A 26989-nucleotide genomic window follows, 5' to 3' on the forward strand; every position below is an offset into this window, starting at 1 on the left:
AAAATTTGTCTATTTTTAAATGAACCCAGTTTACTTTTCTGAGTGAGCACCTGACTCGTGGTGCCTGCCCCCCTGCCAGTCGCGCGCGTCCCGCACTTATTATCAAAAACGACCAATTTATTATCAAAAATCCAAATATATTATCAAAAACGGATGATATATTATCAAAAATTCGATTTTATTATCAAAACCGCATTTCACCGAATCACGGACCATCAATCAGCCTCATCATCGGACCGCCCAATCAACCATTCGGCGCGAATGCTCCCCGTTCTATCAACCAACCGGAGTGAAGGAACCCGCGCCGTCCTATCAACCAACCGGCCCGATCCGGCTGCCCCCACACTGCAGACCAAGACCTACCGCGGCACCGACCCCAATCCAACCGAAAAATAAAAATACTTCGTTTTAGACAGGCCGGGCTCCGCGCCCTGCATCACATCCGTACAATCCACCCACTTCACCTGCTTCAGCTTCCGGTTCAATTGGCGCTCGATCTCCTTTTCAATCTCCCTCATCTCCGCCATGAACTCGCCAAATGTGAGTCGGAAATAATCGGCCGCCTGCCGGTGGGGTGCGTGCTTGATGAGCAGGCTCATGAATTCGTCCGAGGTGGAAGCCTGCCGTGCAAGTTCATCTTCCTGCCGCACGACATACTGATACATCTCTCTCTTCAGCGGGGGAAGTGCCTGCACGATCTCCCTTTCCAGTATTTCCATCAGATATCCGTTCATGCTTAACACCTTTCTTACAGCAGAAACGGGCTGCACCTGCATGCAGCCCCTCCGGTTATTTTTTCATATTGTATTTCTTCATGAAGCGCTCCGCACGTCCGCCGCGATCGGAGAATTTCTGTCTTCCCGTATAGAACGGATGGGTGTCCGAGCTGACTTCCACTTTCAGGAGCGGATAGACCTTTCCGTCTTCCCACTCGATTGTTTCGTTTGATGTCATCGTGGACCCGGTCATGAACTTGAATCCGCTGTTCGTGTCCATAAATACGACATCATGATATTCAGGATGAATGGAACTTTTCATCTGACATGCTCCTTTCTTTTTTACCAGCTTGCTTTCTTCACACCGGGGATCTGACCCTTGTGCGCCAATTCCCGGAATGCGATACGGGACATCTTGAACTTCCTCAGGTATCCGCGCGGGCGTCCTGTCACTTCACATCTATTCTTCAAACGCGTCGGGGAAGAATCCCTAGGAAGCTTCTTAAGCGCCTCATAGTCCCCCTTCTCCTTCAGTTCTCTCCGCAGCTCTGCATATTTCAAAACCGTCTCCTGACGTTTCTTTTCTTTTACGACTTTCGATTTCTTCGCCAAGTGATTTTCCTCCAATCTTTTCTCAAATCGTAATGATTACGATTTAATGAGTATAGTTGTATTAAACCATATCGAACTTCCATTTGCAAATGCATTGTTTCTATAAAAAAATCCCTCACCCTTTATCCGGGTGACGGACCTGTTTACATTTTATATCCCGATATCTTCAATATAAAAAAAGATGAGATAAAAACAACGGGCAGGGAAATCAATATATACATGAACCCGTTGGGCAGTAACAAATTAAAAAAGTAGAAAAACATCGTTACCCAAACGAATGTAATGATTAAACCAAGCAGTTTTTTCACTATGATCCTCCGTAACTATTAAAATCCTTCTCCCTGCAAAGCAAATATAAACGTCAATACAACCGTCAAAAAGGCAAGCGGAAGCGCAATCAAGATGGTTGCGGATGCCTTTCTCCAAAACCCGCCCGAACTGAACCACGAAGCAAGGACGGCACCAAAATAGCCAATCAACATAATCCACTCCCACAAATGGCCGATTTGTTTTCCCACGAGAGACTGCAAGACGATAAATGTCAAAATCAGAATCCCGATTGAAACGAACCCCAGATACTTTTTCAACGTGAGATCCCCCTCCCTAGTTTGAAATATAAATATTCCCATTAATAATAAATATTGGTACGATAATTATATCATGATAACCAAATGGAGGGGCGTCACTATGAACTTCGTCTTCGACCTCGACGGGACTATCTGCTTTAAAGGAGTCCCCGTATCCACCCGAATCAATGAAACACTCAAAGAACTGGAGGAAGCCGGCCACACCGTGATCTTCGCATCGGCCCGGCCGATCCGGGACCTGCTTCCGGTGTTGGATGAGTATTTTCATCAGCATACCTTAATCGGCGGAAACGGCGCGTTGATCTCGAAAAAAGGGAAAATCACCTATGCCCGAAGCTTCTCGCTGGACCAAATCGAATACATAAAAAAATTAATCACCGAACACAAGGCGACCTACCTCATCGACGGGGAGTGGGATTACTCCTACACAGGCTCTGCTGCCCACCCGATTCTTCAAAATCTCGACCCGCAGAAACGGGCAGCCAACATCAGCCTGACTGATCATCCTTCCATTGTGAAAGTACTGATTCTCAGCGCGGAAGACAAAGACGGATTGCTGCAAAAACTCTCCGATCTCGATGTCGTCATCCACATGCACGGCGGGGAGGATGTCATCGATATCAGCCCGACAGGCATCCATAAACTTGCCGCCATGCAGCGTCTTACCGGCGACTACGTCGCATTCGGAAACGACGCCAACGACATCCAGCTCTTCAAGGGAGCATGCCGCTCCATCATGATCGGCCGCCATGCCGAACTTTCCGCATATGCAGACGAATCCATTTCACTCGAAGAGGATTACGAAGAAAAAATCATCCAGAAGCTTCGTGAGCTGAGTGAAGAATACAGGGTTATAGAAGTGTGACACAGCAAAAAAGAGTCAGCCCCACGCTTCAACGTGAGTCTGACTCTTTTTCAATTTAAATATACTTAACCACAGCCATCTCCCGGCCAAACCGGTCACCCTCATCAACAAACCCGAGGCTTGCATACAATTGATGAGCCCCCTTGTTATCAGGATGATAGCCGACAACGATCTTATCCGCATGGGGCAGCTTGGCCATTTCTCCGATCATCAGTCTCGTGGCTTCTTTTCCTATTCCCTTGCCCTGGCTGCTCCGGTCCACCATGATCCGGTAAACCCAGTACCCGCCAAGCTCTTCCTTGACCGTGTTGAACATAAGGAACCCGGCCACTTTCTCCTCGCTGTAAATCGCAAATGCCTTCAGAGTCGGTTCGAATTTCGTCTGCGCGATTGAAACCGCATTTGATTCCATGTATTCGGCTTGGTCCTTGGTCAATTCCAACCCGCAGCATTCATACCAATTCTCCGAGTCGATTTCTGCTAATCTTACATGCATACTAATTTCCCCTCTCAATATGGGGATCACCTTTGTTAATGAGGCGTACTCCCCTTGTGTGATGCCTTAACCCATGCTGTGCTATTTTTCATAATGAACGCCTCCCTTAACAAAAATGGCCTGAATCGCTCAGGCTTTGTTAGTATACCATAATTTTCTATGTTAGGAATTCCCTGGCTGATATCCGCTGCTGTATACCGGAGATGATTGCTCCTTGGCTAGTTAATAGATAATTTGTCTATTTTTTAGTTAAAAAAGAGTCATTTTTATTCAGGATTGGTCCTGTTCCTTCTAATCTACTGCTGCATTTATGTATCCTGACCCTCCTTATGGCCTGATTCACTGCTTATATTCGCCTCCGAATCTGACTTATTATCAAAAACGGACCTTTTATTATCAAAAATTCAAATATATTATCAAAAACGATACTTTTATTATCAAAAAATCAACTATATTATCAAATCGCTAAAAGCCGCAGTCAAACCGAAACAGCACCAAGCTATACCGCCCCCGCAAACCCCATTCCAAACGGAAAATTCAATAAGATCCACAACAATACGGCCACCCAAATCAATATGATGACTGTACCCGCCACCCAATTTTTCGGCTTGTCCTTTTTCATCAATTCTTCTGCTTTGATTTCACATTCAGCGATCACTTCACGGGGGATCATCTTCAGTGCCATCATGATTCCCAACGGAACGAGAATGACATCGTCTACATATCCAAGCACCGGTATGAAATCAGGAATCAAATCAATCGGACTCAGCGCATACGCCACCACGCACGCTGTAAATAACTTGGCATACCGGGGCACTCTGTCGTGCTTATACGCTAAATAAAGGACCAAAACTTGCTGCTTTAACTTTTTCGCCCATGCTTTTACTTTCTGCATACCGTGCTCTCCCTTTAGATCGTACTGTATTTATGAAACGTTATGTAAAGAAGGATCCCCACATAACACATCCTCATGATCCCAAGCATCAACCCCATAACAGGAAGATGTTTCTTCTCATTCTTTTTCCGAAGAGCCAGAATACTGAACAGGATGGTTAATAGTATACCGATTGATTGGATGCTCATAAAGTATCCAGGGAAGATATTTGTAAACAATGGGTGCAAAATCAGCCCAACCCCTAATCCGAAAGATACGTAACTTAACCAGGAATATCTTTTTCCTTCCATAAATGTCCCCTCCTGTTTTCTCAAACGAAAGATTAACAAAATCCCCTTTAGTGTAATTATACACCAAAGGGGATTTTTTCTACTAAAAATTTTAATCTTCTGCTCAATAATGTTTCTGAAGAAAACGGCCGATTTCCTCATTGATCTTTTCCAGACCATCCTCAGAAGGAAAATGCCCCGTGTCGAGCGATTTAAAAGCCGTCAGATTCGGTATGATTTCCTCTGCTTTCGCTTTAAGCGCCCCGGCTGGAAAGAACACATCATGCTCACCTGCTATGACAAGCGTCGGGGAAGAGTACCTCTCCAATTCGCGCTTCTCCGTCAATTTCGGCATGTCCTGTTCCAATTTCACATGCTGGAATACCTCTCCGATGATGTCCCGGTCCACCTTATTCATGAAACCTGACGACATATTGTCAGCGATGCGATCCAGATACTTCTCTAATTTAGTCGCTTTATATAAAAGCAAAGGCAGCAGGATCTCCTTGATCATCCCCACCTTTGAACCCAATCGGATGCCGGCCGGTGACACGAGCACCGCGCAATCGATTTTCTCCGGCATGAAAGCCGCCAATCTCAAAATGATACCGCCTCCGAACGACGGACCTACAAACGCACAATGTTCGATACCCAGTTCATCCATCATGTCGCTGATCCAGGCGGCATAACTATCATCTTCCCCTGAGACGCGGGTCTCGGCACTGAATCCCGGGTGCCCGACCGTATCCGGCGCATACACCCGGTACTTCCTTACAAGGGGCATGAACCAGGATAATGTCATCGGATTGATGCAGTTCCCTCCTTGAAAAATAAAAACCGGCTTCCCATCAGAAGGTCCTGCCGCAAGCAAATGTGTCCTGCCAAACCTCGTCTCAACTTCCATCCTCTCCACTTGAAAATCAAGTTTCCGGACATACGCTTCATAATGCTCCTGGATCCGCCTCTTGCCTTCTTCGCTCTTATAAATCGTTTCTTTCCCCATCGACTCCACCACCGTTCTCCTTGACCGGTCATATTACACGGCTCTTCATTTACTACTATTTTACTACATGAATGGAAAATAAAGTTCACTGATTTTCACTTAGAATGAAGCTGGCCCCTGGCATGTCTCCAGTCATAGGGGGATTTTAACGCTCTCTCTTTTCTTCCTTCGGCTTCGACTTCAACCATCCAACAATTCCAATCCCGATCAAAACCGCCCAGAAGATCCCCTTCCATATCGGTCCTTTGGCAAACTCATAGGCAATGACTCCCACAGCCGGATGGGCCAATGTATAAACGGCAAGCTTGACGCCGACCCAGCCGACGATGACAAAGGCTGCGGACTCAAGACCCGGACGTCTTTCAAGCAGGCCTACAAAAGCAGAAGCCGCAAACCTCATGATGACAAGGCCGATGATTCCACCGAGCAGGATAACGATGAAATGCCCGCCGGCCAGACCGCCGATCGCCGGCAGATCCGTCTCTGGCAGGGTCACCGCCAGCGCCACAGCCGCCAGGATCGCATCGACCGCAAACGCAATATCCGCTGCCTCAACCTTTACGACCGTCCACCAGAAACCGGACTTGGACTCCCCATTGTCTTTTTGCCTCTCGATTTCTTTTTTCAATACGTGCTTTTTCACCAAATGATAGCCGGCAATTCCGAGCAGATACAGTGCACCGATCGCCTGCACCTGCCAGATATCGACCAGATACGAAATCAGGAACAAGGAACCGAACCGGAAAACAAACGCCCCCGCCAGACCGTAAAACAACGCCTTCTTCCGTTTGTCCTCCGGCAGATGCCGCACCATCGTGGCAATGACCAGCGCATTATCCGCAGCCAGTATCCCTTCCAAACCAATCAAAATCAGCAGCACCCATCCATACTCAAGTAACATCGACCATTCCAACGAACATCCCTCTTTTCATGATATTTTCCATAATGATGAGTCCACAACACACCGCGCGATCACTAACCCCGGCACCCTTCCTTTCCAATAGAAAAAGACCTCTACCGATTGGTAAAGGCCTTATGTCTGCATTCTATACAAAGGGTCCTTTACCGTTCAGGCAAAGGTCTCGCAAGCAACATCCCTGTTGCCAAGTGGACCGGAGACGGAAAACCCGTCACGAAATGACGACACACTTGAAAGCTACTCCCCTTTGGAGTCTTACCTATTTAATTTACTTCTTACCTTCACTATAGCAAGCGGTCAAACCCATCGTCAATAGGTGGATGCATCATTTTTTGGCAGCGCGCCACGGGACATACTGATATTGGCTCTGGGCTCGCACCTGAAACCTCCCCTACCCCATTTTGGCGGCTGAGGAGATCTGTTTTTGATAGAATCAGAACTTTTTTTGTTGATTGCGGCCTAAAACGTGCGAAAGATTGAATTTTTTATAAAGAAGAAGGAACCTGCGTGGGTCCAGCACCCCTGAACAGAGCTGCCAGCCTGCTATATTATCAAAACCGGACACTTTATTATCAAAAATCCAATTATATTATCAAAAACGACCCTTTTATTATCAAAAACAGAAATATATTATCAAAACCACATTTCAGCCAAGTTGCCGCCTTAGATCAAGGCCCGTCCCTCATAGCGCTAATGCTTTAACGTAACGAGGGACGGACCCCACCATCCAACCGGGGAACATGCCCCATCCGCTGTCCTCATCCGGCAACCAAGCCCACACCAACAAAAAGCCGCCCCGGCACAACAAAACCGGGAACGGACCCATCACCAAATCATTATTCCACCGTCGACAATTCCTCCTCCGTCACCCATTTATGATTCTTCACTTCTTCCCCGCCGTCTTTCGGCATGTAATCTACCATATAGACGGTCGTTTCCTCAGCAGACTCGATCACCGCCTCTGCACCTTTCATGCCTTTCATATGATCGGCTTCCAGTATGACTTTATCGCCCTTTTTATAAGGCTCTTTACCTGGATCCTTCAGTTCTTCGTGAATGACCCATTTATGATTTTTGACTTCCTTTCCACCTGTGGTCGGTGTGTATGTAACGGTGTAGACCACGGTGTCATATGCTCCTGAAATCGTCGCCTCGGCACCCTTCATCCCCGGCATATGGCCGGCATTGATGATGGCTTTGCTTCCCACCGGATTCATCGGGTCTGCTGCTGTTTCAAGCCCTTCAGGCACTTCGCCCGAACCGGAGTGATTCATCTCCCCGTGGTCCATCCCTTCCATTTCGTCATTTCCTTCCGTGCCGTCATTCTCTTCCATCTTCATCTCGTCATTGCCTGATTCTTTGTTTCCCATATCATCTTCGTTATTATTAGAACAAGCACCCAAAACGAGAATGATCATAGCGGCGAATAGAAGTTTCTTTATCATGATGTTTCCTCCTTTAGTGGTATCACTAAAGATTCTACCCCGTAATTTTGCAAAATATATGTAGGCGGGTCTGCAAACTTTTTTCAAAAAGGTTGTTTATGATAAAAGATAGGACAGAATCGAGGGTTGAAGATGAAAATTTCTACGAAACTGACATTATATTTCACGGCTGCCCTGTTTGCACTTGTCGTCTTTATTTTATTTTTCCTTCATGAAAATATCGTGAACAGCCGGATCGAGGAAGAGATGGCGGCTATTCAGTCCAGAGGCGAAAGCCACCGCGATGTGCTGCAGGACAACTACTCCCCGCAAACGCTGCAGCATATCGCGCTCATGGAATCGAAGACGGATACGGTTGTGGTGGTCACGGATCAAGAGATGAATCCAATCATTGCATCGGACAGGGTCACCCCTCAGATGCAAAGGATTAAAGAAAGAGCTGCGGGAGCTTCTTACCCGGGCAGCAGGCTGCTCGAGGACGATTACCGGAACAGCGATTATATCGCCTCTGTCTCATCCTTCGATACGGACAGCCAGACAGGGTACATCTTTATGTTCAAAGAAACCGGCCCTTTAAGGGCACTGGTCAAGAAGCTGAATTCCCACTTTCTGATTGCGGGCGGCCTCAGTCTCATCCTGATGCTCGTCCTCCACTTTATCCTTTCTAAAATACTGACCCGGCCGCTTGTCAAAATGAAGACCGCCACCGAAACGATCAGCAGGGGAAATTACAATGTCGGTCTCCCGCCTGCAGGCAATGACGAACTTGGGCAGCTATCGAATGCCATCGGGAAGCTGTCACAGGACCTGCAGACATTGAAATCGGAACGGGCCGAATTTTTAGCGAGCATTTCCCATGAACTGAGGACGCCGCTCACGTATGTTCAGGGCTATACAACTGTCGCCCTGAGGGAAGGAATCAGTGACCGGGAAAGAGGAGAATATCTGAAGATCATCGGCGAGGAAACCGGAACCATCGTCAAGCTTGTCGAGAATCTGTTTGAGCTGGCAAAACTCGATGAGAATGCTTTTACTATTTTAAAAGAAGAAGTTGAGCTGTGCCCTTTCCTGAAGGGGCTCCATTCGAAAGTGGACCCCGCATTCCTGGCCAAAAACATGCGGCTGGAATTTGAATGCAGAGCAAACCTGACCATCACGGCCGACCCGATCCGCCTTGAGCAGATTTTCCTGAACCTCCTGGATAATGCAAGGAAATATTCTGAAGAGGATACAACCGTTACATTAACCGTCACCCGCAATGGCGACCGCGTCATCTTCACCCTGAAAGATGAAGGCATCGGCATCGACCAGGCCGAGATCCCGAACATCTTCAAAAGGTTGTACCGGGTGGAAAAATCACGGTCCAGGGAGCTCGGGGGATCGGGCCTCGGATTATCCATCGTCAAAGAATTGGTGGAAGCTCACAAGGGGGACATCTCTGTCGAGAGCACACCAGGAAAAGGAACTACCGTACACATTACCATGCCGATGAAGGAGGACACCCCATGACCAACATACTGATCGTAGACGACGAAGCGAGGATGCTGAACCTGATCGAACTTTTTCTGAAACCGCACGGATACTCCTGCGTCAAGGTGAACAACGGCCACGAAGCGATCCAGCGCATTAAGAAGCAGGAATTCGACCTCGTGCTCCTCGACATCATGATGCCGGAGATGTCCGGTTGGGAAACCTGCGAAAAAATCAGGAGTTTCCAGACACTCCCGATCATCATGCTCACCGCCAGGGACACGAAAGCCGACCTCATCAAAGGACTCGAACTCGGCGCCGATGACTATCTCACCAAACCCTTCGACGAAGACGTGCTGCTGGCCAAGATCAAAGCCGTCCTGAGAAGGCACAGGAATGAATTCCAAACGGCTGATTCCCACCTCCTCACCAGAGGCGGATTTTCGCTGGACTATCAGTCCTATACCCTGAAGCACGGGGAAAAACAGATCACCCTGACCATGAAGGAATTCAAACTGCTCGAAGCCCTTATGAAAAAACCGGAACGGGTCTTCACACGCCAGCAGCTCCTCGTGATGGTCTGGGACAGCAGTTTCGAAACCGAAATCCGCACCGTCGATTCGCACATCCGCAACCTGCGGGATAAACTGCGGTCTGCTGCATTCCCTATCGACGATCATCTGGCGACTGTCTGGGGGATCGGGTATCAGTGGAAGGTGTAATAAACGAATGTAAAGGAGAAACCATATGATTTTCAAAAAACCAGCAGGCATCATACTCGCAGCAGGGTTATTCTTGACAGGCTGTTCGTCTTCCGGGGAAGATGAATACAAGTTTGTCAGTCCGGAAGCTGAAAACGTCGAACACTTGCATGGATCCGGATATCCCGGCAGCGGCGAGTCCTTCTTCATCGCCACACACAATGGCCTTTTTAAATACGAAGACAATGAATGGACAGAATCGAACAGCAATAAACACGATTATATGGGCTTCGCTCCGTACATGGAAGGTTTCTACTCCAGCGGACACCCTGAACACGGTTCCGACCTTAAGAACCCGCTGGGACTTGTGAAGAGCAAAGACTCCGGTAAAACCCTGGATAAGCTCGCCTTCTACGGCGAAACGGACTTTCACTACCTCACTGCAGGCTATGAATCCGGCAAGCTGTACGTCCTGAATGAAGCGCCGAACTCAGAACTTGAAGCCGGCTTCTACTCGTCAAGTGACGAAGGCGAAACCTGGGACAAGCTGGACATGAAAGGCGTTGAACCTGACATCCTTGTCAGCATGGCCGCCCACCCGACCGATCAGAACCTTGTCGGCGTCAGCAGCCAGGCAGGCGTCTACCTTTCCAAAGACGGCGGAAACACCTTCACCCCCGTCACCGAGGGAAAACCCGCCACCAGTATCGCCTTTACTGAACAAAAGGGTATCTATTCCGTCATCGACGGCGAAAGCATCAAGCTTGTGGAATTCGACCTGGACACATTGGAAGAAACCGAGTATCGGCTGCCTTCTTTGAAAGCAGACAACCCGATCATGTATATCGCCGTCAATCCTGATGACTCAGCCGAATTGACGGTTGTGACGTATAAAAATGACATTTATCAGTCTAAGGACGGCGGCAGTAATTGGAAAGAAATTATGGATGCGGGGGACCCGCGATAAAGCGCAAGATTTCCTTTTGTGCGGGGTATGGCGTCATTCACTATGGAAAAATGGTTATCAACATCACGATCCATTCACATACTCTTTTATATGCTAGAATGAAATTGTAATTCATTTCCATACAAAGGAGAAACGTGAATGTCGGATGGCCTTGGTTTGTTTTTAACCATTGTACTGGAGATTTTCGTGTTCGTACTGTTTAACTACTACGCATTCAAGAAATCGGCAGGCAGTATTAAAAGAAGATTGTGGGCAGGTGTCATCTTTCTGGTGCTGACCCCGCTCATCTTTTTCGGAACCTTGTTTTTCGTCCTAATATTTGACGAAGGCGGCTGGGGCGCCGGTATATTGGCCGTATTTTTCACAGCCCTCTATATCTTGAACGGAATCATCATTTTGCTCTCTTCCCTGCATATTTATTTGACAAAAAAGAGTGAATGACGGTTAAAACCGGGTCCCGGCTGCGATTCAGCCGGTATCCACCCAACCTTCACCTGTAAAAGATCAATTTGTCTATTATAATTAAATCAAACATAAAAAGGGCTGATCCCCGGTAAAACCACTCCCGGGAGATCAGCCCTCTTCTATTTATCTCTTCTCAATGAATGGACCATAGTCCCTGCGCTTGTGCTGTACGCCGATCCATTTGACGGTTGTGAATTCCTCAAGTGCCCATTCGCCGTTGAAGCGGCCGAGCCCGGAGTCTTTTTCCCCGCCGAACGGCATATGCGGTTCGTCATTGACGGATTCATCGTTGACGTGAATCATGCCGGTCTGGACGCGGCGGGCGAAGTTCGTCCCTCTTTCAATCGATGAGGAGTGAACCGCTCCGCTTAGTCCGTATGGGTGTTCATTGGCCAGACTAACCGCTTCTTCATCGTCTTCGAAGCGAATTATGGCGGCGACCGGACCGAAGATTTCGTTCTTCGCAATCGGCATGTTGTTGGTCACGCCAGTCATCACGGTCGGGGACAGCAGATTGTCTTTAGCTTCTCCGCCGAGGATGACTTCTGCACCCTGTTCCTTACTGGCATCGATGTCTTTCAGGATGCGCTCGGCCTGATCTTCATCAATCAGCGGCCCGATGTGGGTTGCTTTTTCAGCCGGATTGCCGGTGTTGAGTTCCTTCACCCGCGATACGAACGCATCGACGAATTTGTCATGGATATCCTTATGGACCATGATGCGGTTGATCGACATGCAGATCTGACCCTGATGATAGAATTTGCCGAACAGGGCCGACTCCACGGCCTGGTCGATATCGGCATCGTCAAGTACGATGAAGACATTGTTCCCTCCGAGTTCGAGGGCGGTCTTCTTCAGGTTTTTCCCGGCAAGTTCGCCGATCCTGCGGCCCACCTCGGTGGATCCGGTGAACGAAATCAATCGCGGAATCGGGTGGGTGACGATGTCATCGCCAATTTCGGAACCGCGTCCGACGACAACGTTCAATAACCCTTTCGGAAGGCCCGCTTCTTCAAAAATGCTCGCGAACAACAGTCCGCCTGTCACCGGTGTGTGGGTGGCCGGCTTGACCACGACGCCGTTCCCGGTCGCGAGTGCCGTCGCGATCGAACGCACTGCGAGATGAAACGGGAAATTCCACGGGCTGATGATGCCGACGACGCCGAGCGGCTCGCGGTAGACCCGGTTTTCTTTTCCCGGCACCTGCGAAGGGAGAATCTTTCCTTCCATTCTGTATGGATAAGTGGCCGCTTCCTTCATGCTGAGGATCGACACCTTCACCTCTCCGGCAGCTTTCATGTAGGTACTGCCGGATTCCTTGATGAGCCAGTCGATGATCGTCTCCTGATTTTCTTCTACGATGCGGACAGCTTTTTCCATTACATCGCGCTTCACCTGCGGAAGCTCATTCGCCCATTCCTCTTGTGCCTTCTGTGCAGATTGGTAGGCGTGATCCAGGTCCTCCTTGCTGGCGGCTTTGATTGTGCCAAGTTCTTCCCCGTCGTATGGATTGCGGTTGGTGATGGTACTGTCGCTGTTTCCGTCTGTCCATTCACCATTGATGAATAGTTTTGTAAAATCGGTCTTCATGATGATCCCTCCTACATTCCCTGCTGTGTCGGACGCACAATGATTTCGTTCACGTCGACATGTTCTGGCTGTTCGACTGCATATGAGATGGATTTCGCGATGTTTTCACTGTCGAGCGGCTTCATTTCCTGCTGTTTGAACCCTTCGATGACATCTTCGTCCGTGATTGTTTCCGTCAGTTCCGTCGCCACCGCACCAGGACAGATAATCGTCGTGCGGATGTTATGGGATGTGTTCATTTCCTGACGCAGTCCCTCGGTGATTGCACGGACTGCATATTTTGTCCCGCTGTATACTGAGCTGCCCGGCATGACCTTGTGGCCAGCGACGGAAGAAATATTGATGATGTGCCCTGATTTCTGTTCTTCCATATACGGAAGCACGGCCGCGATCCCGTAAAGGACGCCCTTGATGTTTACGTCCACCATCTGATCCCATTCCTTGATCTTCAGCTTATTCATATACGAAAGCGGCATGAGACCCGCGTTATTGACGAGGATATCGATGCTTCCGCACTCCTCCTTCGTCTTCTTCGCAAGCTGCTCCATCTCTTCGACGTTCGTTACATCCGTCACCTGATAAAAAGCCTTGCCGCCGCTGTCTTGGATTTCCTGCTGCAGTTCCTTCAGGCGCTCTTCGCGTCTAGCCGCAAGCATTACGGTAATTCCCTTCGAAGCCAGCTCCTTCGCCGTCGCCTGTCCGATCCCGCTGCTCGCTCCTGTAATAATTGCTGTTTTATTTGAACTCATTAATGATTCCTCCCGTTTAAGTAAAATTTTTTACTGATATAGTTTTATCCACACCTCTTGTTTTCACGCAAAAAGGAGGAGTTAAACAAAAGTCAGAGAGTTTGGATCTGGAGTGAGCCGGGGGGACAGGTACGGCGGCCCATTTTGAAAGGGCGGGGAGAGCCGGAGGGACAGGTACGGTGACTCATTTTAGGGGAATAATAAAAGAGGCAGTCTCCGGTGTGCCGGATCCTGCCTCTTTTATTGTTTATTCATCTGGAACGGTGCGACGGAGTCTCAACCGAAAACGGGCCGGGAACCGGCACCCCGGCCAGCTACATCATCTGCTCCATCTTCTCCTCACGCTTGGCCTGCTGCACGGAATGAATGAGGATTCCGAAGAAGACAATCACGGACAGGAGGATGAGGCCGAATGAGACGGCTGAGAGCGAGAGCATTTTGAAGAGTACGCTCACAGCGACGATCATGTACATATAGGACAGCATTTGCTTGACTTTGACCACTTTGAACCGCTTCAATTGCACGGATCCGAGCGGTGTGCCGAGCAGTGCCCCGATGATCAGGACGATGCCGTGCCTGAAATCCAGCGTCTCGCCTGTGAACATATACGATCCGATACCTGATATCACGATGATCGACGCGGCCGAGATGCTCGTGCCGATCGCTTTGTTCAAATCGAGCTTGATCCATTTCGTCAGTAAAGGTGTCATGACGAAACCGCCGCTGACCCCCATCAAGGAAGAAATCACGCCTGTAAAAAAACCGATCACAGGTACTGCGCCTTTTCCTTTAGCCTTCGATTCGTTCTCACGCTTACTGAAAAACTGGTACGAAAACCAGCTTAATATGGCGATATAGGCAACCGAAATGACGGTCGCGGCCCCGTTCAGGGAATCCAGCCATTTCACAAATGGTGCGGTCACAACAGAACCGATCACACCGAAACCGCCGAGAATCATGGCCAGTTTAACATTCACATTGTTCAGCCTGAAATGAGACAAACTGCCCGTGATCGTCGAGCCCAGTGTCAGCATCAGCGACAGCATGATCGCCTGGCTCGGTTCATAGCCGAGAATCAATAATGCCGGAGTCAGCACAATGCCTCCTCCGATTCCGAAGAAACCGGAAATCACCCCGATTGAGGCGCCCCCGAGTATAAATAATATCCATTCCATAACGTTCGTCACTCCTTCACTATTATTATATCGCGGGATTGGCTATAATAATAATAAATAATAACAATGAGTATGATTACGTTTTGTAATGGAGGTGTTTTTTTATGGAATTGACCTGGATCCGCACGTTTGTCACGCTCGCCCATTTTCAGCATTTCACGAAAACGAGCGAGTTCCTGAATATGTCACAGCCGACCGTCAGCATTCATGTGAAGAAGCTGGAAGAATCACTGGGTGTGAAACTCATCGACCGAAGCTCCACGCGGCTCCCCTTCACCCTGACACCTGCCGGGGAGAAGGTATTCGCCGACGGCCAGAAGATGATCGAACTCTGGAAATCGATGGAGCATGCAGGCGAAGAACGCGAAGAGGTGATGCTGAAAATCGGATCGACCCACACCGTGAGCGCAGCCCTGCTTCCTGATTTTATAAAAAAAATAAAAATGCTCCATCCGCACGTCCGACTGAAAATAGAGATCCATAACCATGACCGCATCGTCGAGCTTCTTGAAAATCAGGAACTCGACCTCGCCATCGTGGAAGGAACAAAAGGGATCGAGCCGTTCCAGACCGAAGTCATCAGCCGCGACGAACTGCGTTTCTTCGCGAATAGGGGCATGAACCTGCACACCTCCCCCCTCATCCTCCGGGAAAAAGGATCGGGGACACGCGACTATGCCGACCAGTTCATCAAATCGGAACAAATCACACCGGCTGAAATCATCGAAGCCGGCAGCCACCACCTCATCAAACAGCTGGCACTGAGGGGCCTCGGCATCGCATTCCTTTCAAGCTCAATGGTCAAAGACGAAGTCGCAGCCGGAAAGCTCATTCCCCTCGACCCCTACGTCATCCACCGGCCATTCTTCGCAGTCTGCCCTGCAGACTCCCCGGCCGGCAGCGTCATCCGGGAACTGATCGGGGTGTTGAAGGAGGATTGACTTCTTCTTGGCAGGGCGGGTGAACGGCTCCACGACCGCACCCTCTTTCAGATGGGTCTCCGGCGCGGGCCGGCGGTACACGTTCCTTGACCCGTGTTTCAATCCGAGTATAATGATACAGACTGTGTTTGAAATTTATCGATCTAATAGGAGGCGTTTCCATGATTCAAATAAAAAAAGCCACCGTCATTCCAGAGATGGACGGATGGCTGCTTGTAGATTTTTCAAACGGATCAAAAAAATTCGTTGATATTAAGCCGCATATGGATGGAGTTCTTGAACAGCTCAGAGATCCTGCATTCTTCAAACAAGTATCTGTCGATGAGAAAGTGAAAACCGTCACATGGCCGGGAGAGCTGGGTTTAGACCCGGATCAGCTATATAAAGAAGGAATTGAATTAAAAGATATTAAGAAATGGATTGAATCGAATAAAGGGTAAACGGTGCGTCAGGGAAATCATTCCCTGACTTTTTTTATAAAATAACCCCAGCCATTGTTCAGCTTCACTCCACCACCCGCGGCCCCGCCACATGAATCACAAGATCTGCCGTAAAATGAGCAATCATCGCAAACTCGATCCCCATAAACACAAACAGCGCTCCAAACACCAGCCCGCCGATTCCATTTATCACAAGCATACTGAGTACAACTCCCAACGTCATATCAAGGCTGGATGCCGCCACGCTGAAATGCATGATCCCGAACACCAGGGATGAAAGGATAATTGCTGTCCATATCTTCGGTTTCGTGACAGTTCCTTTCGTGAATTTCAGGAACAGCCAAAGAATCAGGGTGATGAGAAACAACCTGAAAATCGACTCCTCATTCACCGCCGCTCCGAATGAACCAAGCATGCCCAGCCACCAGGACGGCTCATTCAAAGAGGAATTGTCCACGCCGAGCGGTTTTGAAACAATGAGGCTGAAAACGCTGATGGACACACCCGCCAGGACGCCAAACACTGCAGATTGAATCCCCTTCTTTTTAAAAGAATGAAGCGGCTTGCTTCTATTGAAAATTGCATCAATGACAGGAGCTCCCAGCTTTACTTTTTTCTCAAGCCACAGGGCAATGAATAAAAGGAGGCCTGCTTCCAAAAGAACCTGGACCACATAGAACAGGGTGAAGGACAGCTTGCCCAGCCCCATGACTTCATGAAGATTTTCACGTGCCATCGCGTAAGGGGCGATGGCCAGCGCGCCCAACAAATTAAGGAAAAGAAGTGTGAAATACACCTTCCAGTTAATCAGCGCCGGTCTTTTCCCTTCCGTAGCAGCAGCTGTCAGCCTTTCTTCTTCAGCTTCTTCATTTTCATCATAACCCGCGGCTTTTTCTTGCAGATCCTTTATCAGCGCCTCAGGTTGTTCCATATAAATTAAGGCTTTATGTACTTCTTGCTTCTGCCCGAAATAGCCCCGGGCATATATTGGTTCTTTAAAAATTACTTCGTACCTCAATTCATCAATCATCCCGAAAATCCGGGTCAGCACCCTCGGCAGCGCCGTGACGTGAAAGACATTCTTTTCATGGATGATGCCTCCGTTATTCCGGTACTGGGTCCGGGCAGGCTGGATTGCAGCGACGTCCCCGATGTGAAAGCGAAGCGACCTTCTCTCCCCGATTTTCATCAAAATATGGTTTCCTTTTATCCGGATGGGAGAGTTGCGGACAAGATTATAATCTCCCAGCATGTAGAGAATCGTGTAAATGTGGAGAACAACGAGGATGTTTGCGCGGAGGGGGTCCACTTCTTTCAGGTAGTAATGAAAAGCGAAGGCTTCGATTACCTGTTCATGAATGAGGGCGATGAACAGCCAGAAATAGTTTGAGCCTTTATGATATGCGTAAGTCCGGTCCTCTTTGCTATCCCTTATCTTCCACTTGAACAAAGCATGATAGAAAACCACCCACTCTTTCTTCAAAATCGTCACGAACGGATTCGTTTCCATGTCCCCTCTCCTGTATTTTACAAACAGGATGACGGCCCCGGCTTCCGCCAATGTGATGAGAATGATGATGGATATGATCATTTGGGTATCCATGTGATTCCCCCTTTGATATGTAGGTTCCGTGTATCTTTTTACCTATTTTAAATGTACGTTTTTAGGAATTAAAAGTATAGGAAGATTTACTTTTTTTAGAAATACAGACATAAGATTGTGTCGGTATTGTTAAAATATGTAATTTACGTTGACAGCCGGAACGTTTACTTTGAAACAATTTCATCGTAAAAACCGTATATACTGATGAACGTAATCTATTAAGGGGGATGTTTCATGGAATTCAGAACCGATAGACTCTTCATCCGGCCGTTTAGGAGCACGGACTTACAAGATGTATTTGATATTTATAAGGATGACGATACGTGCAGATATCTCCTGCATGATCGGTGGACTTTTGAAGATAGGCAGGAGAAATTCAACAAAAAGGTGAAAAATAGTTCACTCTCAAAAGAGACGATGCTAAGTTTGGCCGTGGTCCACGAGACCAAAGTCATTGGCGATTTATCAGTTTGGTATACAGATATGAAAGATACGGTGGAGATCGGTTACAGCTTTTCAAGTGAAATCTCGGGAAGAGGCTACGCAACAGAAGCGGTGGGTAATTTAGTCAAGAAGTTATTTGACGAATTTCATGTGCATCGGATCCAGGCCCAGCTTGATGCCAGAAACACATCCTCCCAAAAGTTGTGTGAACGTATAGGGATGAGGAAAGAAGCTCATTTCATCAAGAATTATTGGAACAAAGAAGAATGGACAGACAGCATTATTTACGGCATGCTGCTGTCTGATTTGAAAGAAAGTTAAGCCTTATAAAAAAAATCAGGCTGCCATTCACCGGCAGCTTGTTCCTGGTTAACTGGGAATAAGCCTTTTACTCAGTCTATAAAAGATAAATTTGCTCTTTTTAAGCTAAAATACTTCAGTTAGACTGAGTTTTCTAGCTAAAAACAGTGAAAAGGACAAGAATAGGGTTCATTTTCCAGGCTCAAATTCAGGTGAACGTGAGCCGGAAGCCGAATACGATCCATTTCTGGAATTTATGATTCATTCGACAAAAAATACGCGCCGTTTTCAGGATTTATGATCCTAATTCGAAAAATACGATCCTAATTCAAAATATACGATCTTATGATAATCATTCTAAACTGGCGCCACCCTGCCTCCACCCTTTCGCCCCATTCTCCTTTTAAAAAAGAGCCGCGGCACCTGTCCAATGGCTCGAGGTCCTGTCCCTCCCAAAAATGAGCCACTGTACCTGTCCCCATGGCCCACTCAGAAATGAGCCGCCGTACCTGTCCCCGCGACCCAGCCACATCCGGCATCCCGGCCCCGATTCACCTGCCCGCCACACAAAAAAAGCAGCCCCCGCAAAAAGGACTGCCCCAAACCAAACCAAAAATCAACTCAACACAAACGTCCCGATCGAATGACCCGGAAGTTCCAACCTAACCGCTTCATCCGAGCCGCTGACCGCCATCGAAACGTCTTCCTTATCATCACCGGCATTCATCACAACCACCGCAACCCGGCCGTCCGGATTTTCAAACGCCGTGGCTGAAACCCGGTCGGAAGATACTCCGCTCCAGATCCGGCGGGCACCAGGCTCAATGAACTTACTGAAATGCCCAATATAATAGAACGAACTGTTATAATGCACCTCATCCTTCACTGTGTCCACGATGACCGGCGCGTCGCAGTAGTTACCGACGTGGTTCGGCCCGCCTTCTTCGTTCAGCACGAGATTCCAGTCGATCCACGCTTCGAGATGATTGTTCAGATCGCCGATGATATTCCTCGCATACCGCTCGCCTGTGTGCCAGGCACCGACCTGGACGCCGCCTTCGATGCATCCTTCCGTAAAGATCAGATGCTTATCGGGGAACGCATCGTGAACCTTTGAAAGATTCTCGAATTCCTCCGACACATACCAGTGGTTGCCGGTCCCCCACACATACTTCGCTGCTTCCGGATCCGCCAGCACCGCACTTGCACGTTCAAAAATGACGTCGCGGTTATGATCCCAGATGATCACCTTCACATCGCCGTGCCCGTTCCGCTCCAACGACGGCCCGAGATGGTTCTTGATAAAATCGCGTTCTTCTTCCCCGGTGTACAGGCATGAATCCCATACCTGCTTCGCTTCGGGCTCGTTCTGGATCGTGATTCCCCAGATCGCGACGCCTTCTTTTTCCATGGCATCGATATACTTCGAATAGTACTCCGCCCAGGCCCCTTCAAACTCCGGCAGCAGCGTGCCCCCGTTGTTCATTTCGCCGTTCGATTTCATCCACGGCGGCGGGCTCCAAGGAGACGCCACGATCGACAGCTCGCTTCCCGCGGCCTTCACTGCGTCATGGATCAAAGGAAGGACAAGCTTGCGTTCGCGTTCGATCGTAAAGCTCTCGAGCGACGCGTCCCCTTCTTCCACATACGTATAATTCCCCAGCGAAAAGTCACAGCTGTTGATATGGGTACGTCCGAGACGGTAGCCAAGCCCCTCAACAGGATCGAAGTAACGCTTGATCACTTCTGCACTCTTCTCCGGGCTCACCAGTGACAAACTGTAAGCAGCCGCTTCCGTGAACGCGCCGCCGAACCCGATCATCTCCTGAAATTTCAGCCCCGGATCAAGTTCGATATGGGTACCTGCCGCATCCAGGCCAGTCGAAAAGGAAACCGGCTCCTTTTTAGAAAGCCGGTCCCCTGTTTCTTTGGCAGTAAGGATCACTTCTGCACTCTTGAATCTCATTGCGCGACCTCCGCTTGAAGATTATGGCTCTTCTTATGATCGCGGATGATTTCCGCGTAGCGGTAGGCGCTGTCTTTCCAGATCCTCTCCTGTGTATCGAAATCGACGTAAAGGATACCGAAGCGCTTATCATAGCCGAAGCTCCATTCGAAGTTATCCATCAAGGACCACAGATAGTAGCCTGAGATGTTCATGCCTTCTCCGTTCAGATCGGAAACCGCTTGAAGATGCTTCTCGACATAGTCGGTACGTTCCTTGTCATGGACTCTTCCGTTTTCGACCACATCATCGTATGCCGCGCCGTTTTCCGTGATGATGATCGGAAGCTGCGTGTACTCCGCTCTCAGGCGGCGGATGAGATCCTTGAATTCATTCGGCGCGATATCCCAGCCCATGCCGGTTTTTTCGTAGTCGGAATAAGCTCCTCTGTGTAAAAAGTCAGTCGCTGCACTGAACTCGACGATTCCGCGGCTGTAGTAGTTGATGCCGAAGAAATCGCACTCGATCGAAATGGCCTCCATGTCGCCTTCCTTGATGAAATCGTAGGAGTGAACGTATTTCGAGAACAGATTCATCATATCTTTCGGATACTCGCCCTTAAATACCGGATCCAGGAACCAGCGGTTGGAGTAGCCGTCCGCATTGTTTGCAGCAAGCGCATCGTTGACGGAATCCGACTTCGGATAAACCGGTGACAGGTTCAGCGTGATGCCGATTTCCGTGTCGGATGCAAATTCTTTTTTCAACATTTCGACCGCTTTCCCGTGGGACACGAGCATATGGTGGACGGCTTTCACCGCTTCGTCCATATTCGTGTGCCCCGGTGCATGAACGCCCTGATGGTAGCCGAGGAACCCGGCACACCACGGTTCATTATGCGTGATCCAGGAATCGACGACACCGTCAAGCTCCGTGAAGCAGGCGCGCGCATATTCAAGGAACCAGCCCACAGACTCGCGGTTCACCCAGCCGCCTTCTTCATGGGCCCACATTGGCAGATCCCAGTGATAAAGCGTGACTGCAGGCTTGATGCCTTCTTCCGTAAGGCGCGTTGCCAATTTTTTATAAAAATCCATGCCTTCCTGATTGTACTTGCCTTTCTCAGGAAAAATCCGCGGCCATGCAATTGAGAATCGGTATGTATCGACACCGAGTCTCTTGATGTGCTGGATGTCTTCCTCGAAACGGTGATAATGGTCGCAGGCAACGTCGCCGTTATGCTGCTTGTGGACCCTGCCCGGGATGTCGCAGAACATATCCCAGATGGACGGTGTCCTGCCGCCTTCCGCTGCCGCCCCTTCGATTTGATAGGAGGATGTTGCCGTTCCGAACGTAAACTGTTTATCGAATTTCATTATGTCTTCTCCCCTTTATGTTTGTGTATGGAAGCAAGGGGACGGTTCTGCTGCTTCCGAAGCATGAGTACCGTCTCCGCGCTTCCTATTTGTATATGCAGGGAAAAACAGGGGCGTTGCTTTATACACATGCACCGTCCCCATTTTTCCAGATTGAAGCGAGTGAGCCCGGCCGGACGCTTCCAAGAGAATCGGGTATTGGACCGGCCGCAACCGTCCCCTTTATTCTTTGACTGATCCAGCAGAGATGCTGTTGACGATATATTTTGACAGGAACAGGAATGCGATCATGATCGGTACGACTGAAATCGCGATTCCCAGGTACATGCTTCCGAGATTCTGTGCCACCTGTGATCCTTTTAGGAAACCCATCAATACAGGCAGTGTGTATTTCTCAGGCGAGAAAAGGATGACGAGCGGCATGATGTAGTTGTTCCATGAACCGATGAAGGTGAAGATCGACATCGTCGCGATCGCCGGCATCATGATCGGGATCGCCACTGTGTGGAAAATCTTGAACTCGCTTGCGCCGTCGATCCTGGCCGCTTCGATCAGGCTCGGATGCAGCGTCGTCTGGATGTACTGTCTCAGGAAGAACACGACGAACGGACTGGCGATCGTCGGCACGATCAATGGGATGTAAGTATCCAAGATTCCCAGGTTTTTACTCAGTTCGTAGAATCCGATGAGTCCGAGCTGACCCGGCACCATCATCATGACGAGCATGAAGACGAACAGGAAGTTCTTTCCCTTGAATGTGTAAAAGGCGAATCCATACGCGGTCAGCGCCGAGAAGTATCCCGACAGGACCGTCACGAGTACGGAGATGATCAAGCTGTTCTTGAAACCGGCCCAGATGTTGACGTAATCCATCATCGTCCTGTAGTTTTCCATGAGGGCGGTACCCGGGATCAGTGTGAACCCCGACAGGATCGCCTCATTCGACCTCGTCGCGTTGACGAGCATCATGAGGAACGGGATGAAACAGACGACCGCCATCACGGACAGAACGATGTAGATGATGCTTTTGGCGGTGCGGCCCTTCTTTTTTTCCTTTGTTTCCTGAGGGAGGTACCCCGGGTTCGGATCCTTCACCTCTTCTTCGAACTGCACTTCGTTTTCGACTGCTGTTTTTCCTAACATCTTTCCTACACCTGCCTTGTCTGCTTGCGTTCATTTCGGTACATCCCTTTGAACACCATCGCCGAGAAGATCAGGGTGATGACGAACAATCCGTACGCGACTGCAGAAGCATAGCCGTAATTGTTATACTTGAATGCCTGGTTGTATAAATACAGCACCATCGTGTTCAGCGAGCCGTCCGGCGAACCGATTCCGTCGGTCAGGAGCATCGGCAGGTCGAACAATTGGAGACCCCCGATCAGCGACGTGATCATGATGTACAGGAGGATCGGCTTCAAGAGCGGAAGCGTGATCGTCGTGAACGTCTGCCAGCGGTTGGCCCCGTCGATCAGTGCCGCTTCATAGTAATCTTTCGAAATGCCCGACACCCCCGCCATCACGACGATGAAGGAGTGGCCGAACCACATCCAAGTCAGGATGAGCGAGACGGACAGCTGGGCTGTGGCAGGCTCGTTAAGCCAGTTTATCGGTTCTGATATAAGACCAATTTTTAGAAGAATCATATTTAATGAGCCGTGCTGCCAATCTAGTAAAATACCGAACAGCAGGGCGACCGAGCTGATGGTGATCAAATTTGGCAGATAGAAAATCGATCTGAAGAAGGCGAGTCCCCTCAACTTCATTCTCATATCAGAAAAGATCAATGCCAGGATGAGAGCCAGTCCGATCTGCAGGATGAAGTTGACTCCCCAGATCTTCCATGTGTTAAAAAAAGCTTCCACAAAATAAGTATCCGTGAATAACCGCTTATAGTTGGCGAGGCCGACGACTTCCGCGACTCCGCTTCCTGTATAGTTTGTGAAGCTGTAATAGAATGTAAGTGCCACGGGATAAATACTGAAGATCAAAAAGATGATCCAGAACGGCGCAATGAAGAAATAGCCGTATTTATTGACGTTTTTCATTCCCCGAGCCCCCTTCGTTATCTTTGATTTTGGCAGACGGCCAAGACTTTAGGCCGCCTGCTTCTTTTTGTATGCTCATGCGCCAGGCGGACGTGCCGGGTACGGCCGCTGAATGTTCACCGGCCGGCCCCGCAGCATTTCCCCTCGACGCACTCTTTCTACTAAATTTAGTTCTTCGGTACCTTCAAGTCAGGGTACGCGTTCTGTGCTTTTTGATAGAATTCTTTAATTGCATCTTCTTTAGACTTCTTGCCGTCTACATATTGCTGAACAGCATTTCCGTAGAACGTATCAAGCTGCTGGTCATATTTCGTGACGATGCCAGGTTCAATTTCTTTCGCCTGCTCCAGGAAGAACTGGTAGTTGTTCTGTCCGCCAAGGAATTCACTGCTGAGGTCATCCTTGATTGCGTTCGTTACCGGATTGTAAGCAAGGACATCTCCTGTTTCCTTCGCCCACTCTGTCAGGAATTCATCGTCCTGTGTCATCATTTTCACAAAATCATACGCAAGTTCTTTGTTCTCTGATTTGTTGTAAACACCTAACCACGTTCCGCCCCAGAAGTACGGGCTTGGTCCGCTTGTCACGGCCCAGTCGCCGTTCGTTTCTTTCACGTTTGTCTTCAATACGCTGTGAAGTCCCCATGTCGGAAGGACATATGAGAATACCTGAGTTTCTTTTTCTTTTCCGTCCTGCTTCACTTTGATCGGCTTATCCATGCCTTCGAACCATGATGGAGACCACTCGGCAGCAAGAGCCGTATAGCTGTTCTCGCGAAGGGTCTTCGCGTGATCCATGAACTCTTTCTTTTGATCTGTCAGCTGCAATTCGCCTTTGTCGTTCACCCATGGCTGCGGATTGTCGCCTTGTGAGAACCAGCGCATCGCACCTTCATCCGGGAACATGCTGTAACCTTTTCCCTTCATTTTTTCAGCTACTTCGAACACTCCGTCCATAGAAGCCATCATATTGCCGACTTCTGTCGGATCGTCGGTTCCAAGCACTTCTTTTGCAATGCTTCTTCTATAGAAAATTCCTCCAGGCGTTGTCTGCCAAGAAAGGGCTCTTACATTTCCATCTTTGTCTTTTCCTAAATCGAATACATACGGTACATATTTATCCTTGATTTCTTCAACATTGTACGGATCCTCTGAAAGGTTTTCCCAGTATCCTGCATCCACCCATTGTTTAAGGAATGCAATCTCCCCTGTGAACACGTCAGGAGCTCCGACACCGCTTTCAAGAACCGGCTTCAATTTCGTCGGATAATCCGCGATCGGAACGATTGTCAGTTCCACTTTGACCCCATTCTTCTCTTCAAACTTCGTGATCGGCTTCTTCAATTCATCCGTGAATGACCAGATCTTCAAATCAACATCCTTGTCTTTCTTGCCGCCTGATGACTCCGAGCTTCCGGAACAGCCGGCAAGCACCCCTGCAAGCAGGACCGCTGTCAAAAATAATGCTAGAAACTTCTTCATGTTTATCCCCCTTTGTCCTTTATGAATCTATGTGGTCGAAATCGGTTTCGGTAAAACCTGTAAAAAATTCATGGATGCCGCTGTTGATTTCCCTGTAAAACGGTAAGGTCTTACACGGAAATCAACAGCTGGAAACTCTTTCCGAAACCGGTTTCGAAATCACCTAAAAAATTTTTTCGTGCCTGGAGTCCAGGCACTATTTAATTGATGTACAGGACTCCCTGATGATGAGCTCCACCGGGATGATGTCCGTCGTCTTCAACTTCTTCTTCAAATCCATCTGCTTGATCAGCATTCCGCCGGCCCGTTCACCGATCTTGTCGGTGTCCTGCCTGACGGTCGTCAATTTCGGTGTCACGTAGGCTGCCATGTCAATATCATCATAGCCGATGATCGAAATATCCTCAGGAATCCTGAGACCTTTTTCCTTGATCGCTTCCATCGCCCCGATTGCCATATGGTCACCGGATACGAATACAGCCGTCGGCAGGTCCTCGAGCGAAAGTAGCGTATTCATCGCTTTCTTTCCTTCCTCGATGGAGAAAAATCCTCCGTTCACCACGAATTCTTTCCGTATCGGAAGGCCCGCTTCCTTCATGCCCTTCTTGAATCCTTTGATCCGCTGTGCACCGGCATCGATGCCCGGATCCCCTGAGATATGGGCGATCTTGGTATGACCCAGTGAATGAAGATAATTCACGGCAAGCCTGCCGCCCTCGATATTATCGGAGTAGACGACACTGCAATTCTGCTTCGTCATGTCGATCACCACGATCGGTACATGACTGTTGATCATCTCCTGCACCTGAGGGTCGTTCGGGTCTGAACAAATGACCACAATCCCGTCAACGGCGCGGTATAAGAAGTGTTCCAGATAACTCGTATCCCGCTTGCGCAGATTCCGTGAGGCAAAGATCAAATCATAGCCTTCACGCTCCACGTACTTGCGGAAACTCTCAATGATCGCATTGAAGAAAGGATGCTTCATCCCCACCTCATTATCCTCGGCGAACATCACACCGATCGTCCACGACTTCTTCGTCGACAGCGACTGTGCATGCGCATTCGGGAGATAACCCATCTCCGCCGCCGCATCGAGGATCTTCTGCTTCGTCTTCGGACTTACATCCGCATAATTATTAAGAGCCTTGGATACCGTCGTACTGGAAACCCCAGTTTTCTTCGCCAAATCATAAATCGTAACCATCGTTGTCCCCTCTTCATCGAAAGCGCTTTCGTTGATGTTATTATAGCCCAGAAAAAATCGATGCGCAATAGAATTTTCAAAAAATTTTGTTTGGGTTGTTTTGGTGGGATTGGGGCGTGATTGTTGCAGCGGGTTGTGTCCGGGTTGCGGGATCGGGATGGGTTGTGCGGCCGAGTTGCGGGGGCGGGTCGGGGGGACAGGTAGGGACCACTGAAAAAGTCGCTTTCTAAAACCCTTCTGTTCATCCGTTTTCCCGTTTTAATCAATTATCACGAAAAAG

At 48.9% G+C, this 26989-nt stretch carries 28 protein-coding genes; 8 read left to right on the forward strand and 20 right to left on the reverse strand.

Annotated features, from left to right (window positions below):
• Positions 1-359 precede the first annotated feature (359 nt).
• The 4 genes from ACKA06_RS11020 to ACKA06_RS11035 form a co-directional block, all read right to left on the reverse strand.
• Positions 360-776, reverse strand: coding sequence for a hypothetical protein (locus tag ACKA06_RS11020; protein ID WP_411159639.1), 417 nt, complete (start codon positions 774-776; stop codon positions 360-362).
• A gap of 13 nt (positions 777-789) precedes the next feature.
• The gene (locus tag ACKA06_RS11025; protein WP_411159640.1) at positions 790-1038 is read right to left on the reverse strand and encodes a type B 50S ribosomal protein L31; all 249 of its coding nucleotides are present in this window, start codon (positions 1036-1038) and stop codon (positions 790-792) included.
• 20 nt (positions 1039-1058) lie between these two features.
• On the reverse strand, positions 1059-1328 hold the full coding sequence (gene rpsN / locus ACKA06_RS11030; RefSeq protein WP_411159641.1) for a 30S ribosomal protein S14: 270 nt from the start codon (positions 1326-1328) through the stop codon (positions 1059-1061).
• Positions 1329-1654: 326 nt separating this feature from the next.
• Entirely contained in the window at positions 1655-1915 is a 261-nt protein-coding gene (locus tag ACKA06_RS11035; protein WP_411159642.1) for a hypothetical protein, read from the reverse strand.
• Positions 1916-2015: 100 nt separating this feature from the next.
• On the opposite strand from ACKA06_RS11035, the gene ACKA06_RS11040 reads away from it, so the two are divergent.
• Entirely contained in the window at positions 2016-2780 is a 765-nt protein-coding gene (locus ACKA06_RS11040; protein ID WP_411159643.1) for an HAD-IIB family hydrolase, read from the forward strand.
• A gap of 55 nt (positions 2781-2835) precedes the next feature.
• On the opposite strand, the gene ACKA06_RS11045 is transcribed toward ACKA06_RS11040, so the two are convergent.
• The 6 genes from ACKA06_RS11045 to ACKA06_RS11070 form a co-directional block, all read right to left on the reverse strand.
• Positions 2836-3276: a GNAT family N-acetyltransferase gene (locus tag ACKA06_RS11045; protein ID WP_411159644.1), complete on the reverse strand. Its 441-nt coding sequence runs from the start codon at positions 3274-3276 to the stop codon at positions 2836-2838.
• 499 nt (positions 3277-3775) lie between these two features.
• The gene (locus ACKA06_RS11050; protein ID WP_411159645.1) at positions 3776-4171 is read right to left on the reverse strand and encodes a YkvA family protein; all 396 of its coding nucleotides are present in this window, start codon (positions 4169-4171) and stop codon (positions 3776-3778) included.
• A 14-nt stretch (positions 4172-4185) separates the two neighbouring features.
• Positions 4186-4461, reverse strand: coding sequence for a hypothetical protein (locus ACKA06_RS11055; RefSeq protein ID WP_411159646.1), 276 nt, complete (start codon positions 4459-4461; stop codon positions 4186-4188).
• 103 nt (positions 4462-4564) lie between these two features.
• Positions 4565-5443 carry an alpha/beta fold hydrolase gene (locus ACKA06_RS11060; protein ID WP_032085881.1) on the reverse strand — a complete coding sequence of 293 codons (879 nt, stop codon included), beginning with the start codon at positions 5441-5443 and terminating at the stop codon, positions 4565-4567.
• Between the two features lie 145 nt (positions 5444-5588).
• A complete protein-coding gene (locus tag ACKA06_RS11065; protein WP_411159647.1) occupies positions 5589-6356 on the reverse strand; it encodes a TerC family protein in 768 nt (255 codons plus the stop codon).
• Between the two features lie 842 nt (positions 6357-7198).
• Positions 7199-7807, reverse strand: a complete 609-nt coding sequence (locus ACKA06_RS11070; protein WP_411159648.1) for a YdhK family protein — start codon at positions 7805-7807, stop codon at positions 7199-7201.
• Positions 7808-7939: 132 nt separating this feature from the next.
• Here ACKA06_RS11070 and ACKA06_RS11075 point away from each other — a divergent pair, with 132 nt between their 5' ends.
• The 4 genes from ACKA06_RS11075 (at position 7940) to ACKA06_RS11090 (ending at position 11386) form a co-directional block, all read left to right on the forward strand.
• On the forward strand, positions 7940-9316 hold the full coding sequence (locus ACKA06_RS11075; RefSeq protein ID WP_411159649.1) for a sensor histidine kinase: 1377 nt from the start codon (positions 7940-7942) through the stop codon (positions 9314-9316).
• Positions 9313-9999 carry a response regulator transcription factor gene (locus tag ACKA06_RS11080; RefSeq protein WP_198258074.1) on the forward strand — a complete coding sequence of 229 codons (687 nt, stop codon included), beginning with the start codon at positions 9313-9315 and terminating at the stop codon, positions 9997-9999. Before ACKA06_RS11075 ends, ACKA06_RS11080 begins: the two co-directional genes overlap by 4 nt.
• Before the next feature lie 25 nt (positions 10000-10024).
• Positions 10025-10945, forward strand: coding sequence for a F510_1955 family glycosylhydrolase (locus ACKA06_RS11085; RefSeq protein ID WP_411159650.1), 921 nt, complete (start codon positions 10025-10027; stop codon positions 10943-10945).
• A gap of 138 nt (positions 10946-11083) precedes the next feature.
• A complete protein-coding gene (locus ACKA06_RS11090; protein WP_411159651.1) occupies positions 11084-11386 on the forward strand; it encodes a hypothetical protein in 303 nt (100 codons plus the stop codon).
• Between the two features lie 147 nt (positions 11387-11533).
• On the opposite strand, the gene ACKA06_RS11095 is transcribed toward ACKA06_RS11090, so the two are convergent.
• The 3 genes from ACKA06_RS11095 to ACKA06_RS11105 all read right to left on the reverse strand — a co-directional run bounded on the left by ACKA06_RS11095 (position 11534) and on the right by ACKA06_RS11105 (position 14924).
• Positions 11534-13000 carry an aldehyde dehydrogenase family protein gene (locus ACKA06_RS11095; RefSeq protein WP_411159652.1) on the reverse strand — a complete coding sequence of 489 codons (1467 nt, stop codon included), beginning with the start codon at positions 12998-13000 and terminating at the stop codon, positions 11534-11536.
• A gap of 11 nt (positions 13001-13011) precedes the next feature.
• Positions 13012-13749, reverse strand: coding sequence for an SDR family oxidoreductase (locus tag ACKA06_RS11100; RefSeq protein ID WP_032085783.1), 738 nt, complete (start codon positions 13747-13749; stop codon positions 13012-13014).
• A 314-nt stretch (positions 13750-14063) separates the two neighbouring features.
• Positions 14064-14924: a sulfite exporter TauE/SafE family protein gene (locus tag ACKA06_RS11105; RefSeq protein ID WP_411159653.1), complete on the reverse strand. Its 861-nt coding sequence runs from the start codon at positions 14922-14924 to the stop codon at positions 14064-14066.
• 104 nt (positions 14925-15028) lie between these two features.
• Here ACKA06_RS11105 and ACKA06_RS11110 point away from each other — a divergent pair, with 104 nt between their 5' ends.
• Together ACKA06_RS11110 and ACKA06_RS11115 are read left to right on the forward strand one after the other, a co-directional pair.
• The gene (locus ACKA06_RS11110; RefSeq protein ID WP_411159654.1) at positions 15029-15865 is read left to right on the forward strand and encodes a LysR family transcriptional regulator; all 837 of its coding nucleotides are present in this window, start codon (positions 15029-15031) and stop codon (positions 15863-15865) included.
• 161 nt (positions 15866-16026) lie between these two features.
• The gene (locus ACKA06_RS11115; protein WP_052011261.1) at positions 16027-16305 is read left to right on the forward strand and encodes a DUF2442 domain-containing protein; all 279 of its coding nucleotides are present in this window, start codon (positions 16027-16029) and stop codon (positions 16303-16305) included.
• A gap of 64 nt (positions 16306-16369) precedes the next feature.
• Here ACKA06_RS11115 and ACKA06_RS11120 read toward each other — a convergent pair whose 3' ends face one another.
• Positions 16370-17908 (reverse strand): CPBP family intramembrane glutamic endopeptidase, encoded by a 1539-nt coding sequence (locus ACKA06_RS11120; protein ID WP_411159655.1) that lies wholly within the window; start codon positions 17906-17908, stop codon positions 16370-16372.
• A 234-nt stretch (positions 17909-18142) separates the two neighbouring features.
• Between ACKA06_RS11120 and ACKA06_RS11125 the strand changes: the two genes are divergently transcribed.
• Positions 18143-18673 (forward strand): GNAT family N-acetyltransferase, encoded by a 531-nt coding sequence (locus ACKA06_RS11125; RefSeq protein ID WP_064564797.1) that lies wholly within the window; start codon positions 18143-18145, stop codon positions 18671-18673.
• Between the two features lie 595 nt (positions 18674-19268).
• On the opposite strand, the gene ACKA06_RS11130 is transcribed toward ACKA06_RS11125, so the two are convergent.
• The 6 genes from ACKA06_RS11130 to ACKA06_RS11155 all read right to left on the reverse strand — a co-directional run bounded on the left by ACKA06_RS11130 (position 19269) and on the right by ACKA06_RS11155 (position 26709).
• Positions 19269-20618 (reverse strand): glycoside hydrolase family 30 protein, encoded by a 1350-nt coding sequence (locus ACKA06_RS11130; protein WP_411159656.1) that lies wholly within the window; start codon positions 20616-20618, stop codon positions 19269-19271.
• Positions 20615-21973, reverse strand: a complete 1359-nt coding sequence (locus ACKA06_RS11135; protein ID WP_411159657.1) for a GH1 family beta-glucosidase — start codon at positions 21971-21973, stop codon at positions 20615-20617. The genes ACKA06_RS11130 and ACKA06_RS11135 overlap by 4 nt, the downstream gene beginning before the upstream one ends.
• 222 nt (positions 21974-22195) lie before the next feature.
• Positions 22196-22972 (reverse strand): carbohydrate ABC transporter permease, encoded by a 777-nt coding sequence (locus tag ACKA06_RS11140; protein ID WP_052011271.1) that lies wholly within the window; start codon positions 22970-22972, stop codon positions 22196-22198.
• 149 nt (positions 22973-23121) lie between these two features.
• The gene (locus ACKA06_RS11145) at positions 23122-24021 is read right to left on the reverse strand and encodes a carbohydrate ABC transporter permease (protein WP_411159658.1); all 900 of its coding nucleotides are present in this window, start codon (positions 24019-24021) and stop codon (positions 23122-23124) included.
• A 167-nt stretch (positions 24022-24188) separates the two neighbouring features.
• Positions 24189-25502, reverse strand: coding sequence for an ABC transporter substrate-binding protein (locus ACKA06_RS11150; RefSeq protein WP_411159660.1), 1314 nt, complete (start codon positions 25500-25502; stop codon positions 24189-24191).
• Positions 25503-25698: 196 nt separating this feature from the next.
• On the reverse strand, positions 25699-26709 hold the full coding sequence (locus tag ACKA06_RS11155) for a LacI family DNA-binding transcriptional regulator (protein WP_411159661.1): 1011 nt from the start codon (positions 26707-26709) through the stop codon (positions 25699-25701).
• Between the last annotated feature and the right edge of the window lie 280 nt (positions 26710-26989).

It is taken from the genome of Rossellomorea oryzaecorticis, assembly GCF_045897515.1.
In the GTDB taxonomy this organism is placed as follows: domain Bacteria; phylum Bacillota; class Bacilli; order Bacillales; family Bacillaceae_B; genus Rossellomorea; species Rossellomorea enclensis.

Bases quoted from the DNA above. Each gene is read 5' to 3' on its own strand.
- ACKA06_RS11020 (WP_411159639.1), bottom strand. From the start codon at position 776: ATGCAGGTGCAGCCCGTTTCTGCTGTAAGAAAGGTGTTAAGCATGAAC.
- ACKA06_RS11025 (WP_411159640.1), bottom strand. From the start codon at position 1,038: ATGAAAAGTTCCATTCATCCTGAATATCATGATGTCGTATTTATGGAC.
- ACKA06_RS11040 (WP_411159643.1), top strand. From the start codon at position 2,016: ATGAACTTCGTCTTCGACCTCGACGGGACTATCTGCTTTAAAGGAGTC.
- ACKA06_RS11045 (WP_411159644.1), bottom strand. From the start codon at position 3,276: ATGCATGTAAGATTAGCAGAAATCGACTCGGAGAATTGGTATGAATGC.
- ACKA06_RS11050 (WP_411159645.1), bottom strand. From the start codon at position 4,171: ATGCAGAAAGTAAAAGCATGGGCGAAAAAGTTAAAGCAGCAAGTTTTG.
- ACKA06_RS11055 (WP_411159646.1), bottom strand. From the start codon at position 4,461: ATGGAAGGAAAAAGATATTCCTGGTTAAGTTACGTATCTTTCGGATTA.
- ACKA06_RS11060 (WP_032085881.1), bottom strand. From the start codon at position 5,443: ATGGGGAAAGAAACGATTTATAAGAGCGAAGAAGGCAAGAGGCGGATC.
- ACKA06_RS11070 (WP_411159648.1), bottom strand. From the start codon at position 7,807: ATGATAAAGAAACTTCTATTCGCCGCTATGATCATTCTCGTTTTGGGT.
- ACKA06_RS11075 (WP_411159649.1), top strand. From the start codon at position 7,940: ATGAAAATTTCTACGAAACTGACATTATATTTCACGGCTGCCCTGTTT.
- ACKA06_RS11080 (WP_198258074.1), top strand. From the start codon at position 9,313: ATGACCAACATACTGATCGTAGACGACGAAGCGAGGATGCTGAACCTG.
- ACKA06_RS11085 (WP_411159650.1), top strand. From the start codon at position 10,025: ATGATTTTCAAAAAACCAGCAGGCATCATACTCGCAGCAGGGTTATTC.
- ACKA06_RS11090 (WP_411159651.1), top strand. From the start codon at position 11,084: ATGTCGGATGGCCTTGGTTTGTTTTTAACCATTGTACTGGAGATTTTC.
- ACKA06_RS11095 (WP_411159652.1), bottom strand. From the start codon at position 13,000: ATGAAGACCGATTTTACAAAACTATTCATCAATGGTGAATGGACAGAC.
- ACKA06_RS11100 (WP_032085783.1), bottom strand. From the start codon at position 13,749: ATGAGTTCAAATAAAACAGCAATTATTACAGGAGCGAGCAGCGGGATC.
- ACKA06_RS11105 (WP_411159653.1), bottom strand. From the start codon at position 14,924: ATGGAATGGATATTATTTATACTCGGGGGCGCCTCAATCGGGGTGATT.
- ACKA06_RS11110 (WP_411159654.1), top strand. From the start codon at position 15,029: ATGGAATTGACCTGGATCCGCACGTTTGTCACGCTCGCCCATTTTCAG.
- ACKA06_RS11115 (WP_052011261.1), top strand. From the start codon at position 16,027: ATGATTCAAATAAAAAAAGCCACCGTCATTCCAGAGATGGACGGATGG.
- ACKA06_RS11120 (WP_411159655.1), bottom strand. From the start codon at position 17,908: ATGGATACCCAAATGATCATATCCATCATCATTCTCATCACATTGGCG.
- ACKA06_RS11125 (WP_064564797.1), top strand. From the start codon at position 18,143: ATGGAATTCAGAACCGATAGACTCTTCATCCGGCCGTTTAGGAGCACG.
- ACKA06_RS11130 (WP_411159656.1), bottom strand. From the start codon at position 20,618: ATGAGATTCAAGAGTGCAGAAGTGATCCTTACTGCCAAAGAAACAGGG.
- ACKA06_RS11135 (WP_411159657.1), bottom strand. From the start codon at position 21,973: ATGAAATTCGATAAACAGTTTACGTTCGGAACGGCAACATCCTCCTAT.
- ACKA06_RS11140 (WP_052011271.1), bottom strand. From the start codon at position 22,972: ATGGCGGTCGTCTGTTTCATCCCGTTCCTCATGATGCTCGTCAACGCG.
- ACKA06_RS11145 (WP_411159658.1), bottom strand. From the start codon at position 24,021: ATGAAAAACGTCAATAAATACGGCTATTTCTTCATTGCGCCGTTCTGG.
- ACKA06_RS11150 (WP_411159660.1), bottom strand. From the start codon at position 25,502: ATGAAGAAGTTTCTAGCATTATTTTTGACAGCGGTCCTGCTTGCAGGG.
- ACKA06_RS11155 (WP_411159661.1), bottom strand. From the start codon at position 26,709: ATGGTTACGATTTATGATTTGGCGAAGAAAACTGGGGTTTCCAGTACG.